Source organism: Thermosulfurimonas sp. (assembly GCF_015491435.1).
Taxonomy (GTDB): Bacteria; Desulfobacterota; Thermodesulfobacteria; order Thermodesulfobacteriales; family Thermodesulfobacteriaceae; genus Thermosulfurimonas_A.
This window is the reverse complement of record NZ_WFVX01000102.1, coordinates 1-14,685: the sequence shown is the minus strand read 5'-3', so window position 1 is coordinate 14,685 and position 14,685 is coordinate 1. Positions and strand designations below refer to the sequence as shown.

General features: G+C 58.1%; 15 protein-coding genes. 8 read left to right on the top strand and 7 right to left on the bottom strand.

Annotated elements, in window-relative coordinates; genetic code table 11:
• Both F8J34_RS04580 and F8J34_RS04575 read right to left on the bottom strand, forming a co-directional pair.
• Positions 1–273 (bottom strand): phosphomethylpyrimidine synthase ThiC (locus tag F8J34_RS04580; RefSeq protein WP_297056829.1); only part of this gene is annotated, 273 nt, incomplete at its 3' end.
• Positions 274–275: 2 nt separating this feature from the next.
• Positions 276–1,358: a 3-isopropylmalate dehydrogenase gene (locus F8J34_RS04575; RefSeq protein WP_297056828.1), complete on the bottom strand. Its 1,083-nt coding sequence runs from the start codon at positions 1,356–1,358 to the stop codon at positions 276–278.
• 211 nt (positions 1,359–1,569) lie between these two features.
• On the opposite strand from F8J34_RS04575, the gene F8J34_RS04570 reads away from it, so the two are divergent.
• From F8J34_RS04570 to F8J34_RS04535, 8 genes are all read left to right on the top strand, one after another.
• Positions 1,570–1,782 carry a YdcH family protein gene (locus F8J34_RS04570; protein ID WP_297056827.1) on the top strand — a complete coding sequence of 71 codons (213 nt, stop codon included), beginning with the start codon at positions 1,570–1,572 and terminating at the stop codon, positions 1,780–1,782.
• 17 nt (positions 1,783–1,799) lie between these two features.
• Positions 1,800–3,491, top strand: coding sequence for a biosynthetic-type acetolactate synthase large subunit (gene ilvB / locus F8J34_RS04565; protein ID WP_363315417.1), 1,692 nt, complete (start codon positions 1,800–1,802; stop codon positions 3,489–3,491).
• Positions 3,492–3,500: 9 nt separating this feature from the next.
• Positions 3,501–3,998, top strand: coding sequence for an acetolactate synthase small subunit (gene ilvN, locus F8J34_RS04560; RefSeq protein ID WP_297056825.1), 498 nt, complete (start codon positions 3,501–3,503; stop codon positions 3,996–3,998).
• Positions 3,999–4,063: 65 nt separating this feature from the next.
• A complete protein-coding gene (locus tag F8J34_RS04555) occupies positions 4,064–6,013 on the top strand; it encodes a transketolase (RefSeq protein ID WP_297056824.1) in 1,950 nt (649 codons plus the stop codon).
• Positions 6,010–6,750 (top strand): twin-arginine translocase subunit TatC, encoded by a 741-nt coding sequence (gene tatC / locus F8J34_RS04550; protein WP_297056823.1) that lies wholly within the window; start codon positions 6,010–6,012, stop codon positions 6,748–6,750. The genes F8J34_RS04555 and tatC overlap by 4 nt, the downstream gene beginning before the upstream one ends.
• Before the next feature lie 13 nt (positions 6,751–6,763).
• On the top strand, positions 6,764–6,964 hold the full coding sequence (gene tatA, locus F8J34_RS04545; protein WP_297056822.1) for a twin-arginine translocase TatA/TatE family subunit: 201 nt from the start codon (positions 6,764–6,766) through the stop codon (positions 6,962–6,964).
• The gene (locus F8J34_RS04540) at positions 6,964–7,668 is read left to right on the top strand and encodes a sugar phosphate nucleotidyltransferase (RefSeq protein ID WP_297056821.1); all 705 of its coding nucleotides are present in this window, start codon (positions 6,964–6,966) and stop codon (positions 7,666–7,668) included. Before tatA ends, F8J34_RS04540 begins: the two co-directional genes overlap by 1 nt.
• Positions 7,655–8,581: a phosphotransferase gene (locus F8J34_RS04535; protein WP_297056820.1), complete on the top strand. Its 927-nt coding sequence runs from the start codon at positions 7,655–7,657 to the stop codon at positions 8,579–8,581. The genes F8J34_RS04540 and F8J34_RS04535 overlap by 14 nt, the downstream gene beginning before the upstream one ends.
• An 84-nt stretch (positions 8,582–8,665) precedes the next feature.
• Here the strand turns inward: F8J34_RS04535 and F8J34_RS04530 are convergent, their stop codons facing one another.
• From F8J34_RS04530 to F8J34_RS04510, 5 genes are all read right to left on the bottom strand, one after another.
• Positions 8,666–8,908 carry a dissimilatory sulfite reductase D family protein gene (locus tag F8J34_RS04530; RefSeq protein WP_297056819.1) on the bottom strand — a complete coding sequence of 81 codons (243 nt, stop codon included), beginning with the start codon at positions 8,906–8,908 and terminating at the stop codon, positions 8,666–8,668.
• 59 nt (positions 8,909–8,967) lie between these two features.
• Positions 8,968–10,092 carry a dissimilatory-type sulfite reductase subunit beta gene (gene dsrB / locus F8J34_RS04525; RefSeq protein ID WP_363315416.1) on the bottom strand — a complete coding sequence of 375 codons (1,125 nt, stop codon included), beginning with the start codon at positions 10,090–10,092 and terminating at the stop codon, positions 8,968–8,970.
• A gap of 154 nt (positions 10,093–10,246) precedes the next feature.
• Positions 10,247–11,539, bottom strand: a complete 1,293-nt coding sequence (dsrA, locus tag F8J34_RS04520; RefSeq protein ID WP_297056817.1) for a dissimilatory-type sulfite reductase subunit alpha — start codon at positions 11,537–11,539, stop codon at positions 10,247–10,249.
• Positions 11,540–11,709: 170 nt separating this feature from the next.
• Positions 11,710–13,713, bottom strand: a complete 2,004-nt coding sequence (locus F8J34_RS04515) for an Hpt domain-containing protein (RefSeq protein WP_297056816.1) — start codon at positions 13,711–13,713, stop codon at positions 11,710–11,712.
• Positions 13,697–14,685, bottom strand: a 989-nt coding sequence (locus F8J34_RS04510; RefSeq protein ID WP_297056815.1) for a response regulator, incomplete at its 5' end; no start/stop codon positions are given. The genes F8J34_RS04510 and F8J34_RS04515, both read right to left, overlap by 17 nt.

Genomic DNA, 14,685 nt, shown 5'->3' with positions numbered 1-14,685 from the left:
GGTGTCGGCTCCGGCCTCCTCCGCAAGCCGGGCCTTGCGTTTCTCAAGCTCGAGATCACAAAGGTCGCTTGAGGTGCCGATGGAGGCGTTGACCTTGGTGCGCACCCCCTCGCCCACGGCCACCACCCGCCCGCTCTGCCGGGCCTTAATCAGCACGATGGTCCCCCGGGCTACCCCCTCCCGGATGAATTCCGGGGAGACCCCTTCCTCCTCCGCGGCCTTGCGCATGGCCCCGGTGATCTCTCCCTGACGCGCCGCCTCAAGCTCGGTCATGGCTAAAGCTCCACGCCTTCGGCGGTGTAGCGGGCCACGAGATCGCCCACCTCGCTGGTGGTGTAACCCATCTTTCCGGCGGACATGCTCTTCAGATGATCGCGGCAGACCTTGATCACCGCGGCCTCAATGGCCCGGGCGGCCTCCTCCTCGCCCAGGTGCTCAAGCATCATCATTCCGGCACAGATGGCCGCAAGGGGGTTGATCACGTTCTTCCCGGTATATTTGGGGGCCGAGCCTCCGATGGGCTCAAACATGGAGACCCCCTCGGGATTGATGTTTCCACCGGCGGCGATCCCCATACCGCCCTGGATCATGGCCCCGAGATCGGTGATGATGTCCCCGAACATGTTGTCGGTGACAATGACATCGAACCATTCCGGGTTCTTCACAAACCACATGCAGGTGGCATCCACATGGGCGTAGTCGGTTTCGATATCCGGATACTCCCTGGCCACCTCATAAAAGGTGCGCTCCCAGAGGTCCCAGGCATAGGTGAGGACGTTGGTCTTTCCCACCAGGGTGACCTTCTTCTTTTTGTTGCGCTTGCGGCAATACTCAAAGGCAAAGCGGATACAGCGCTCCACCCCGAAGCGGGTATTGATGGACTCCTGAATGGCCACCTCATAAGGGGTGCCCTTGCGCAGGAACCCCCCGCCCCCGGCGTAAAGCCCCTCGGTGTTCTCCCGCACCACCACAAAGTCTATGTCCTCCGGCCCCTTGTCCTTGATCGGGGTCCAGACCCCGGGATAGAGCTTTATGGGACGAAGGTTCACATACTGATCGAGCTCAAAGCGAATACGCAGAAGGATCCCCTTCTCCAGGATGCCGGGCTTGACCTCCGGATGCCCGATGGCCCCGAGATAGATAGCGTCGTGCTTCTTTAATTCCTCGATCCCCCCTTCGGGGATGGTTTCCCCGGTGCGTAAATATCGCTCGCCGCCCCAGTCGAAATAATGCAAATCCAGAGCGAAACCGAAACGTCCGGCCGCAGCCTGAAGTACCTTTACCCCCTCCCGGATCACCTCCGGGCCGGTCCCATCTCCGGGAATCACCGCGATCTTATAGGTTCGAGCTTCCGCCATCCTCATCCTCCCTCGAACTTTTTGATCTCTATCTATTACTATGGCTTATCCGGCCTTTCAAGCAATTTTTGCTCTCTCCGGGGGGTATCCCCTTGACTCGGATAGGACTTCTCATCTACCATAAAAATAAGGATATGGTTAGCCCCTCCAGCTTGAAATTTTTTTCACAATCCTTGACAACCTTTCAAAATCCCAATAAAAGGAGAGGCCTATGGATAAAGAATTAGTCAGGCAGTACGCAGAAAGAAATCCGGAGATAAGGGAACTTTTCGAAAGGCACCAGGCCCTGGAACGGGAGCTGGAAGGATTGATCCGAAAGAGCTACCTCACCGCAAGTGAAGAGGTGCGCAAGAAACAGATTCAGAAGGAAAAGCTGGCCCTCAAGGATCGTATTTACGCCTTAATAAAACAGGAAGGAGGTTAGAGAAGGTGGGCGAATTGATGACCGGGGCCCAGATGATCGTAGAGGCCCTAAAACGCGAGGGCGTAGAGGTTATCTTCGGTTATCCCGGGGGGGCGGTAATCGATATTTATGATGAACTTTACAAGACCCCGGAAATAAAACACGTACTGGTGCGACACGAGCAGGGGGCGGCGCATGCGGCCGATGGTTATGCCCGTTCCACCGGAAAGGTGGGAGTCTGCCTGGTCACCTCCGGCCCCGGAGCCACCAACACCGTAACCGGCATCGCCACCGCTTACATGGATTCCATTCCGGTGGTGATCCTCACCGGTCAGGTCCCTACCAGGCTCATCGGAAACGATGCCTTTCAGGAGGTGGACATCACCGGGATCACCCGTCCCTGCACCAAGCACAACTTTCTGGTCAAGCGCACCGAGGATCTTCCCTGGGTGCTCAAGGCCGCCTTCCACATCGCCCGCACCGGCAGACCGGGGCCGGTTCTGGTAGATCTACCCAAGGACGTACAGCAGGGGAAGGCCGAATTCCACTGGCCGGAGGAGATTCGCCTGCGCAGTTATCAGCCGGTTTATGATCCCCATCCCCGTCAGGTGGAAAGGGCCTACCGGTTACTCGAAAGCTCCACCCGGCCGGTGGTCCTGGTGGGAGGAGGGGTCATCGCCTCCGGAGCCCACGAGGAGTTGCTCGAGCTGGCCGAACGTCTGCACCTACCGGTAACCATGACCCTCATGGGGCTCGGGGGTTTCCCCGGGACCCATCCCCAGTCCTTGGGTATGCTGGGTATGCACGGTACCTACTACGCCAACATGGCGGTGGCCAACAGCGACCTCATCCTGGCGGTGGGAGCCCGCTTCGACGACCGGGTCACCGGAAAGGTGGACGCCTTTGCTCCCATGGCCAAGATCATCCATATCGACATCGACCCCACCTCCATCCAGAAAAACGTTCGGGTGGATGTTCCCATCGTAGGAGACTGTAAACGGGCCCTGGAAAAGCTCCTTCAAATCGTTAAAGAGGTGGGGCGGCCGGAAAAGATCTGGCGCGAACAGTTCAAAGACTGGTGGGAGCAGATCGAGATCTGGAAGAAACGCTACCCCCTTACCTACAAGCAGGACCCGGAATATATCAAACCCCAATTCGTGATCGAGAAACTCTACGAGCTCACCCGGGGAGAGGCCATCGTGGCCACCGAGGTGGGACAGAATCAGATGTGGACGGCCCAGTACTATAAATTCGACCGTCCCCGCACCCTTATCACCTCCGGAGGGCTGGGGACCATGGGTTTCGGGTTCCCGGCGGCTATCGGGGCCCAGATGGGGAACCCGGGAAAACTGGTCATCGATGTGGCCGGGGATGGGTCCATCCAGATGAACATCCAGGAGATGGCCACGGCCATGGAACAGGGGCTTCCCATCAAGGTGATCATCCTCAACAACGGTTATCTGGGCATGGTGCGTCAGTGGCAGGAACTCTTTTACGAGCGACGTTATTCTGCGGTCAAATTTCAGGTGCTTCCGGATTTCGTGAAACTGGCCGAGGCCTACGGAGCCCTGGGGCTTAGAGCCACCCGTCCGGAGGAGGTGGAACCGGTGCTCAAACAGGCCCTGGAGAGCGACCGACTTACTCTGGTGGACATCCATATCGCGCCGGAGGAGGGTGTCTTCCCCATGGTTCCGGCAGGGAGGGCCACCACGGAAATGATCCTGGTTTAGGAGGCGAAAATGGCGGAGAAGAAACATACCCTTTCGGTGCTGGTGGAAAATACTCCCGGGGCGCTGGCCCGGATCGCCGGGCTCTTTAGCGGACGCGGGTTTAATATCGATAGTCTCTGCGTGGCCGAAACCCTGGACCCTACCCTTTCTCACCTCACTCTGGTCACCCGGGGGGACGAACTCATCATCGAGCAGATCATCAAACAGCTCCGCCGCCTGATAGATGTGTATAAAGTGGTGGATGTTACCGAAGAGGAAGAATTCGTGGAAAGGGAGATGGCCCTGATCAAGGTGCGGGCGGAAAAGGAGACCCGGGCCGAGGTGCTCCGCATGTGCGATATCTTCCGCTGCAAGGTGGTGGATGTAAGCCCGCGCACCTACACCATTGAGGTTACCGGCCCTCAGAGCAAACTTCAGGCGGTGATTGAACTCCTCAAACCCATCGGGATCAAGGAAATTGTACGCACCGGTCTCATCGCCATGAAACGCGAAAAAAAGTCCGTGTAGGGCCCTTGCAAAGTACCGGATAAGAGGTATAGCTCTTCCCTAACCGTCGGCGGAGGAGGCCGTTTATGTTGAAACTGGACCTTCAGCGTACCGATCTGAACCCGGAGGAACTGGCCTGGCTGGAGCAGGCTTTCCGGCGTTGTGCCCGCCGCATACTCCTGGCCACCACCCTGGCCGGGTCCGGTCATCCGGGAGGCTCTCTCTCCTCACTGGGGCTTCTTCTCATGGTCTATGCCCTGGCCCGGGTAAACCCCGAAAAGCCCCGGGACCCGGAGCGCGACCGGGTGGTGGTAAGTCACGGACACATCAGCCCCGGAGTCTATAGCGTCCTTGCCGAATACGGATTCTTCCCTGAGGAACCCTTCCTTCTCGAATTCCGCCGGGCCGGTTCGGCCTTCGCCGGCCACGTGGAACAGGCCGTACCCGGCGTGGAGTGGAACACCGGAAATCTGGGGCAGGGGTTATCCGCGGCCTGCGGTATGGCCCGGGCCCTTAAGCTCAGGGGCCTTTCCGCCCGGGTCTTCTGCCTTATGGGCGACGGAGAACAACAGAAGGGTCAGGTCATCGAAGCCCGGCGCTGGGCAATAAAATTCGGACTCAACAACCTCTGCGTGCTCATCGATTACAATCGCCTCCAGATCGGAGGTGATACCTATCAGGTCATGCCCCAGGATCTAAGAGCCGAGATCGAGGCCACAGGCTGGAACCTTATCGAGGTGAACGGGCACGATTTTTCCGCCCTTTATCGGGCCCTGCGCAACTTCCTTCTGGGAGAGGTCCCGCATCCGGATCGCCCCACAGCCATCCTGGCCCACACGGTAATGGGCCACGGCATCTCCTTCATGGAAAATGATGCCAAATGGCACGGGGCGCCTCTTTCGCCGGATCTCTGCCGTAAGGCCCTCTCTGAATTGGGCTTCGATCCGGCCGAGCTCGACCACTGGATGGAAAAACGAAAAAACCACCCCGTCTCCTTCCCTCACCAGCCCCACGAGCCGGAACCCGTAGAGATCGACCCCGGAGAACCCATCCTCTATGAACCGGAGGTGAAGACCGACTGCCGTTCGGCCTACGGCAAGGCCCTGCTTTCCCTTGCCGAAAGGAACAACCTTCCCGGAAAACCCCCCAAGGTCCTGGGGCTTACCTGCGACCTGGAGGGCTCGGTCAAGATGACCGCATTTCGCCGGCATTCTCCCCTGGCCTTTCACGAATCCGGCATCCAGGAACATCACACCGCTGCCGTGGCCGGAGCCCTCTCCCGGGAGGGATTCCTGGTCTTCTTTTCCACCTTCGGGGTCTTTGCCGTGGATGAGGTCTATAACCAGATGCGTCTCAACGCCTTAAACCGCACCGCCCTCAAGGTGGTGAGCACCCACCTCGGAGCGGATGTAGGAGAAGATGGCCCCACCCATCAGTGCGTGGATTATCTGGGGCTGCTCCTTAGCCTTAAGGATTTTGAGATCTATCTTCCTGCGGATCCCAATCAGACCGACCGTATTGTGCGTTTTGCTGCCACCCAGCCGGGAAATGTCTTCGTGGGTATGGGGCGTTCCAAGGTCCCGGTGATCACCGACGAAGAGGGCCGGCCCTTTTTCGGAAGGGATTACCGTTTTCGCCCCGGACGGGCCGACTGGCTGCGCCGCGGGGAACACGCCACCTTCGTCACCTACGGGGCCATGGTTCCACGCTGTCTCTCCGCCCGGGAGATCCTCAGGGAAAGGGGCCTTTCCGTAGGGGTGCTCAACGTGGCCTCGGTGCGACCCTTCCCCCGGGAAGATCTGCTTTCCGCTGCCGAAATAGGTCCCATCCTGGTGGCGGAGGATCATCTGGTGGAAACCGGTCTGGGCAGTCTGGTAGCCCGGGAACTGGCCCTGGCCGGCAAGACCATACCCTTGTGTCTTCGAGGATGGACGGAGTACCCCTCCTCCGGTAAACCGGATGAACTCTTTGCCCGGGCCGGTCTGGATCCGGAAAGCCTGGCCCGGAGCATGGAAGAACTCCTTAAGAAATCGTGAGCAAGCCCCTTCCCGAACAGGACCGGGACCTGCCCCTTACCGCTCATCTGATAGAACTCCGGGAACGCCTGCTCAAGAGCCTTCTGGTCTGGCTGGCGGCCTCGGCCTTCTGTTACTGGAAATTGAATCCCCTTCTGCACTTTCTTCTCCGCCCCCTGCTGCAGGCCCTTCCCCCGGGCCGTAAAATCATGTTCATCGCTTACCAGGAGGCCTTCTTCACCTATATCAAGATAGCCCTCATCTTCGGCGGGGTCCTGGCCAGCCCCTTCATCATCTTCCAGATCTGGCGTTTCGTGGCCCCGGGGCTTTACTCCCACGAAAAACGTTTCGCCCGGCCGCTTATCCTGGCCTCCTGTTTCGCCTTTCTGGCCGGGGCTGCCTTTGCCTATTTTTTGATCTTTCCCCGGGCCTTTCGCTTCCTGGCCTCCTTCGGAGGGGATCTCCTGCAATTCAAGCCGGTGTTTCGGGATTATGTAAGCTTTGCGGTGCGTATGCTCCTGGTCTTTGGATTCTGTTTCGAGATCCCGGTTGCCCTGGCCGTAGCCGGAAAACTGGGGGCCCTTCGTGCCCGCACCCTCTCCCGAATAAGACCTTACGCCATCCTGGGGGCTTTTGTGGTAGCGGCCATCCTCACCCCCACTCCCGATGTGGTCAACCAGCTCTTTCTGGCCCTACCCCTTGTCCTTCTCTACGAAGCGAGTATCCTAGTAGTATGGCTCCTGGAGCCAAAATCCTAGAAAGGAGGCTCTCATGTTTGGATTGGGCACCCAGGAATTACTTATCATCCTCTTCCTGGCCTTCCTCCTTTTCGGAGCCAAAAGACTCCCGGAAATAGGAGCCGGGCTGGGGAAGGGCATCCGTTCCTTTAAGCAGGCCCTGCGGGAAGCCGAAATGGAAGAGGAGGTAGAAAAACTGGAAAAGAGCGGAGGGGCTAGAACCCAACAGAGTTAATGCGGGCCTTTGTCCTGTGCGCCGGACGGGGAGAACGCCTTCGCCCCCTGACCGAACATGTCCCCAAACCCCTTCTCCCCATCCTGGGAAGACCTCTTCTCTTTCTCCTGGTGGAATCTCTCGTCGCGCAGGGATTCCGCACCATAGGGCTCAATGCCTGGTACCTGAAGGACCAGATACGCCGGCGGATTAGGGAACTCCGTCGGGTCTATCCGGATGTAGAATTCCGCCTTTACGAAGAACCCGAATTACTGGGCACCTGCGGAGCCCTGCGCCATGCCGCCTCCTTCTTTACCGAACCCACCCTGGTCCTCAACGGAGACATCCTTACCAACTTCCCCCTGAGACTGATCTATGAGGAAGCCCTGCGGCATCAGACCCTTTGCTTGATGTTCTGCCACCGCTTCCCCGGTCTCAATCGCCTCCGGATCCGGAACGGCTACGTTACGGATTTCGCCGAGGATTCCCCGGAGGGATATGCCTATACCGGTATTCAGGTGGTCTCTCCGGAATGGATTTCCCTTCTGCCTCCGGAACGGGAACTGGTGCCGGCCTACCGCCGACTTATCGCCCGGGGGTATCTTCCCCGGGCCCTGGTGGCCACTGCTTTTTACTGGATAGATATAGGAACCCCGGAAAACTATCGCCGGGCCCGGATGGACCTTCGGAGCGGAAAGGCGGTGATCCCCGTTGACCTGGAATGAATTGAAAGAAAGATTACAAACCATCTGGGGAATTACCCCCACCAGGATGGAGCCCCTGAGCGGCGACGGCTCGGCCCGACGCTTTCTCCGTGTCCATCTCCGGGGAGAAACCTGCATCCTTATCCTGCCCCAGCCCGGTAGATACGGACTGCGGGAGGCCCGAAGCTATTACCGGCTGGGACGCTTCTTTCGTCAGCACGGCCTTCCGGTCCCGGAAATATACGGTTTTTCCGAGCCCGAGGGACTCCTCCTGGTGGAGGACCTGGGCGATACGCGGCTGGCCGAACACCCGGACAAGCTAGCCCTTTATCCCCGGGCCCTGGATCTCCTCCTTCATCTTCAGAGCCTCACCCCCTCCTTTCCCCGGGAGGCTGTACTGGAAACGCTTTACTATCATCGAGAATTCATCTGGGAAAAAGAAATCCTTTATTTCGAATCCTGGTATCTGCAACAAAAAAGGGGAAAAAGATGGCTTCCCGAGGAAAGACGGCTCTGGCGGGAATTCCTCAAGGAGGGAGAGGCAAACTTTCTCCCCCCGGTGGTCCTCCACCGGGATTTTCAATCCCGCAATCTGATGGTTCGCGAAGGAAAACTCTATCTGATCGACTTTCAGGGAGCCCGTCTGGGCCCCCCCTCCTATGACCTGGCCTCCCTGCTCTACGATCCTTATGTGAAGCGTCTTCCCCGGGAATTTCTCTGGGATCTTTACCGGGCCCGCTCCCCCTGGCCGGAGGAAGCCCTGTTTCGCGAGCTCCGCTATACCCGCATCTTTCGCCTTATGCAGGCCCTGGGAGCGTTCGTCAAACTGAGCCGTCAGGGCAAAACCTGGTTCGAGAAATTTATCCCCCGGGCGGAAAATACCCTCAAGGAACTTCTGCCCGCCCCCCTGAAGGCCAGCATCTGGAGATCATAGAACCCTTTTTTAAAAAAATTAAGGGCGGGATATACCCGCCCTCTTTCCCCATATCTACCAGAAAGATTTCCAGCCGGATAAAAGCTAACCCTTTTGCTCTACCGGCTGACCTTTTCCGGGGATTCCGTACATCACCGTGGAACCGGTGGAGAAATACTCCAGCTTCCCCTCGCGCACCAGCTCATTGGCCGCCATCTTGATCTCCCGGGGAGAAGCCTCGGGAATAGCCCGCTGCATATCCTTAAGATATACCTTGGACTTGGCCCCGGTCTTCTTTTCCATGAATTCCATGATCTTCTTTTTCAATTCCTCTTTATCCATGGCCATCTTATGCTCCCTCCTTTCGTTTAAAGATTAGGGAGGGGGGTGACCCCCTCCCCTCTTCCTTACATGGGTTCCACGTGGCTGGTGAACTTAAAGTGGAGCGAGGTGCGGTAGGTATCGTAAGCCAGACGGTAGTCGTCGATGCTCTTCTCGGTGAACGGAATCTCACAGAGCTCGAAGAACTTCTCCCAGCCGATGCGCTCGGCCCACTCACCCAGCCGCTCATACTTGCGGGCATGCTGCGCATAGGTCTCCAGAATCTTCTTCACCCACTTGACCGTGGTCGGCCAGCGCGGAGGCTCGTTGGGAATATAAGGAATCACCAGCTTGGAGAACTTGGGCGGGGAGATACGGTTGGAGATCTTTCCACCCACCAGGATGGCGATCCCGTCGCCCTCGCCGTCGGCCAGCGGCATGGCCGGGCACATGGTATAGCAGTTTCCGCAGAACATACAGCGTTCCTTGTTTACCCGCACGGTCTTTTTCTTCTCTCCGTTGATCTCCACCGTGGCCGGCTTAATGGCCCCCAGGGGACAGGCCGCCACCACCAGGGGAATCTCACAGACGTACTGCAGACGATCGTCCTCGATCAACGGGGGCTTACGGTGAATACCCAGGATGGCAATGTCCGAACAGTGCACGGCTCCGCACATGTTCAGGCAGCAGGCCAGCGCAATCCGCACCTGGGCCGGAAGCTTGTGGCTTCCGAAATACTCAAAAAGCTCATCCATTACCGCCTTAACCACACCCGAGGCGTCGATGGCCGGGGTGTGACAGTGCACCCATCCCTGGGTGTGCACGATGTTGGTTACCGAAGCCCCGGTACCACCCACGGGGAACTTGTACGAACCACTGGGATGCTTCCGGCCCTTGAGATCGTCGAGCAGGGCCCGAAGCTTTTCCTCATCGGTAACATGGAACTCGATGTTGTTCCGGGTGGTCCAGCGGACGTAACCGTCACAATACTTGTCGGCGATCTCACATACCTCACGGATGTAATCGGTGGTGATCAACCTGGGGGTCCCCACCCGCACGGCAAAGACTACATCCCCGGTCTCGCTGGTATATTTGATCACCCCGGGCTGGATGATCTCGTGACTTTTCCACTTACCATAGTTCTTCTTGATTACCGGAGGGAAAAACTGGGCATAGTGCGGCGGACCAATATCCGTGATCCGGTTTTCCATGGGCTTCTGAGGATTGTAAAGCTTTTCCGCCAGCTCCGGATCATAGGGCTTGCTAAAAATCTCGTCCAGCTGAACGTTTTGAATCTCTTCGTAAACCTTATCGGACATCTCCAACCTCCTTCTTTAAATTTGACTTCAATTTTTAAAACCCGGTTTAGGCCGGGTGACGCTTACGGAACTCGGCCACATCACGGTCCCAGCCACCCTCGACCTCTTCCTCCTTCCAGAAGACATAGGGGTTGGACCGCGGCTCACGAATATGCTGCGGAATGGGCTTGAGCCCCAGAACATCCACGATAAACCGGTTGAGACCTACCCGCTGAATAAGCTCGCCCAGACGCTCACGGTTCTTTCCGTTCTCCATCCAGAAGTCCCAGGTCTTCTCAATAATCTCCTTCAGATTGTCATAAGGCGGCTCAAGCCGCATGAAGGGCACGATCACCGTGGAAAGCTGAGCCCCCTCCAGGATCGGAGCCTTGGCCCCCATAAGGAGGGTAGCTCCGGTATCGGTTCCGGGACGCAGGGCCTCGGGCATTACGTTAATGCAGTGCATACACCGCACACACTCTTTGTTGTTAATGTGGAGCTCCTTTCCATCCCAGTGCATGCACTGAGCCGGACAGAGATCAATGACCTCCTTCTGGATATCAAACGGACCCCAGTCGCGGTCGGAATGGGCCCCGGCGTTGGGCTTAAGCTCGCCACCCACATAGGCCCGGACGGCCTCCTGATCGATTCGGATATCGTCGATCCAGGTACCGATGATGGAAAGGTCGGCCCGGGCAATGGCCGCCACACAGTCGTTGGGGCACCCGGAAATCTTAAACTTGAACTTATAGGGAAAGGCCGGACGGTGCAGCTCGTCCTGATAGGTCATGGTGAGATCGTAACAGAGGGCCTGCGTGTCCAGACAGCTCCATTCACACCGGGCCTTACCCACGCAGCAGGAAGGAGTACGCAGGTTCGACCCGGACCCACCCAGATCCATGTTCATCTGATGGGTAAGGTCAAAGAAGATAGGCTCAAGCTGCTCGGTCACCGTACCCAGAAGCACCATATCTCCGGTGGAGCCGTGGAAGTTGGTCATGCCGCTGCCCCGATGGTCCCAGATCTCACAGAGCTTGCGCAGGGCCGAAGTGTGATACCACTTGGAGGCCGGCTGATTCACACGAATGGTGTGGAAGGCCCAGATGGCAGGAAACTTGTCCTGCTGGTCCGAATAACGACCGATAACGCCTCCACCGTAACCGAAAACACCCACAATACCCCCGTGCTTCCAGTGGGTCTCCTTGTGCTTGAAGGATAGCTCCAGCTGACCCAGAAGATCGAAACAAGCCTGTTTCTGATGCTTCTCCGCATAGGAATAAATGTCATCCACAAAACTCGGCCAGGGACCTTTCTTTAATTCATCTACCATGGGTGTATCGTGTTTCTTAATCTCAGCCATCACTCCCTCCTTAGTCTAAGCATTTTTCAACTCTTCCCCGAGTAAGTTCGAGCCTACCTTCCCTCATCTTAAATGTCAAGGAAGGTTTTGGTGGATAGACACGGTTTATGGAAAATTTGGCCCTTTTTTGAGGAATATATCCCCGAAGATCTAAGCCTTAGTATCTTTATCTATGTATTCGAGACCCTGGCTCCTTCCAAAAACTCCTTTACCCCTTTAAAGCTACCGTGGTCAATCACAAAGGCCACCCGCCCATCCGCAAGAAGGGCCAGCCCTAAAAAGGGCCCGAATTTCTGGATATCTTCGGAGAAAGGACGGATAGCCGCCTCCTGCTGCCCCCTTATCTCCGGAAGGGCCAGCCCCCACACCGGATATCCTCCCATAATGAGGAGATAAAAGGCCCTTTTCTCTCGAACTCCGGGATCCGGAAAGAGCACCTGCACCGTTTCGCCCTCGTGATGGTGATACCACCACTCCTCCCCCACCCGGGATACCGCCTCCGGACTCACCCGGCGAACCTCCCGCAGGGCATAAAGGGGCACTGCCCAGAGGTCCTCGCCACAGGGGAAGGTAATCACCCGATTGAGTACCGTGGCCATGGGAAAGTGAAGGGAAATCCGGGTGCCCTGCCCGGGCCGAGAATCAACGGTTATATAACCCCTCAGGGATTCCACCTTCTCTTTGACTATGTCCAGGCCGAAGCCCCTTCCCGAAAGGGTATCCGCTTCCTGCTTGGTACTCAGCCCCGGAACAAAGAGAAGGTCCTCCACCCTCTCCCAGGAAACCCCTCTTTCCCGGGCCCGGGTCTCCAGGGCCTCCCAGTTTATACCCCGTCCGTCATCGGCAACGGTAATCCGGAGCCAGGCCTGCTCCATCTCGAAAACTACCTGCACCCTGCCCTCCGCGGGCTTGCCCGCCGCCCGGCGCTCCTCCGGTTCCTCCAGGCCGTGGTCAAAGGCATTGCGTAAAAGGTGTACCAGGGCCGGCCAGACCTCCTGTAAAAGCACCCGATCCACCCGAAGGTCCCGCCCTTCAAAAATAAGTTCCGCCGGTTTCCCCGTGCTTTTCACCAGATCGCGAAAAAGACGCTCCACCCTTACCCGGATGCTTTCCACCGGTACCATCCGGAGCCCCCGCACCTCTTCGCTGAGAGAGCGCATAAGAGCCGAAAAGGAAAACAGGATCTCTTCCAGCTTCAGTCTCCCCTCCCGGGAAAGACGGGGCCGGAGTTCATTCCATACCTCCTCCAGACGGTATCCCAGCGACCGCAATTCCTCCACCGCCGCCGAAATCCTTCTTACCGTATCCGTATCCACCCGCAGAAAAAGCTCCGGGGGTTGCTCCAAAGGCCTCTCCGGAGGACGTTCCACCGGCTGCGCGACCTCCCTCTTCTCCGACTCGGGTGGCAGCTCCCGTCGCGCGACTTCTTCCTCACCGGCCTCGGAAATCTCCTCCGGCAGGGATAGGGCCTCGATTTCCTGGGAAAGCTCGCTCAGGAATTCCTCCAGTTCCGGAGGTTTTTCCCGGACCGGAAGAAGCCCTTTGAGAACCTCCCAGCAGGCCCTCCACTCCGATTCTTCCCCTTTTTCCAGACGATCCAGTTGGGTCTCGAATTCCTCAAGGAGTTCCACCAGTTCGTCCAGATTGAGATACCGGGCCGACTGTTTGATCTTTTCCAGGTGCTCTCGAACCGCAGGCAAGGCCGAGGGATCGGGTTCCTCGCCCTCGAGAAGGGTCTCCAGAAGACCGGTCTTTTCCTCCAGAAGCTCCATAAAGGCCCGATAAAGGTCCTCATCTTCCTCGCGCAACTCCTCAAGGAGGGCCTTTAACCGGGAGGTCCGTTCATCCCCGGAAGGCGAGGCCTCCTCCCGGACCTCTTCCTTCCCCTCGGCCAACCCTCGTAACAGGGTCTGGATTTGATCCAGCCGTTGGAAAAGAGGATCCACCTCCCGCAGGTCGCCTTTTTCCAGCAGGCTCTCCATCTCGTGGGCCAGATGGGCCACGTTCTCATAACCCATATAAGCCGAAATCCCTTTCAGGTTGTGCGCCGCTCGCAGGGCCTCCTGGCGGACCTCCTCCGCCTCCGGGGTCTTCTCCAGCTCGAGCAGGAGCTTTTCCAGCTCCTGAACGTACTGGGAGGCCTCACTCAAATATTCCTTAAGAAATTCCTCCATATCCCGCTTCCAGTTCCTCCTGAATCTCTTTCAATTCCCGAAAGGATCTCGCGGCCAGGGCCTGAAAGGAAACCGGCAGGGCCGGAGCAGGGGCCGTCTCCGGATCGCGAACCCATACCCTCTCCACCCGGAGATCCGAGACCGAGACCGGGACCGTCCCGGAAAAGACCATCACCCGCAGGGAAAGATCCTCCTCGGGCAGGAGAAGCCTCTGCAGATCGCCTCCGGGCTCCAGGACCCAGCCCTTCTTCAGGGCCGGAAAACCCGTGGAGATGTAAAGCGTGCCTCCGCGCAGGATGGTGGTAGCCTTTATATAAGTAACCTCCCAGGGCAGGTTATCCCGCAGGGCCTCGGCCAGGGCCTGATGGGCCCCGGCACACCCCTCCACCACCCATAACAGGGCTTCCCCGGGACGATATTCCTTCCTCCCCAGAAACTCCAGGACCTCTCCGTACCCCCCTACCCCGGAAAGAATCACCGTAAGGCCGGAAATCCGGGCGCTGGTGTTCCTCTCCACCGGGGCCCGGGCAGAGAAACGATAGCGTCTCAGGGCCTGCACCCGGACCTTGGCCGCCTCCTCCAGCAGCCGGGGCAGATGTTCGGCCTGATCCGGCCCCTTCATACAAAAAGCCGTGGCCCCCAGGAGCAAAAGGGAGAGCCCCTCGGCCCCCAGGGCGGAACTGGTAAGCACCACCGGTGCGGGGTGTTGGATCATGAGATATTTAAAGGCCCTGGAACCCGAAAGCCCGGGAAGATGAAGATCCAGAAGGATGACATCCGGATCGTATTCCGCTGCGGCCCAGAGGGCCTCTTCCCCGTTGGTAAGGATCTCCAGAAGATGCAACCTGGGAGAGGATTCGATGATCTCGGCCAGAGTCCGGGCCGCCAGCCCGGAATCTTCCACCAGGAGGACGGAAAGGGCGTTTTCCTTTCCTTTCTCACTCTGGTGGGTGGCCGCTTCCACCAGACGGG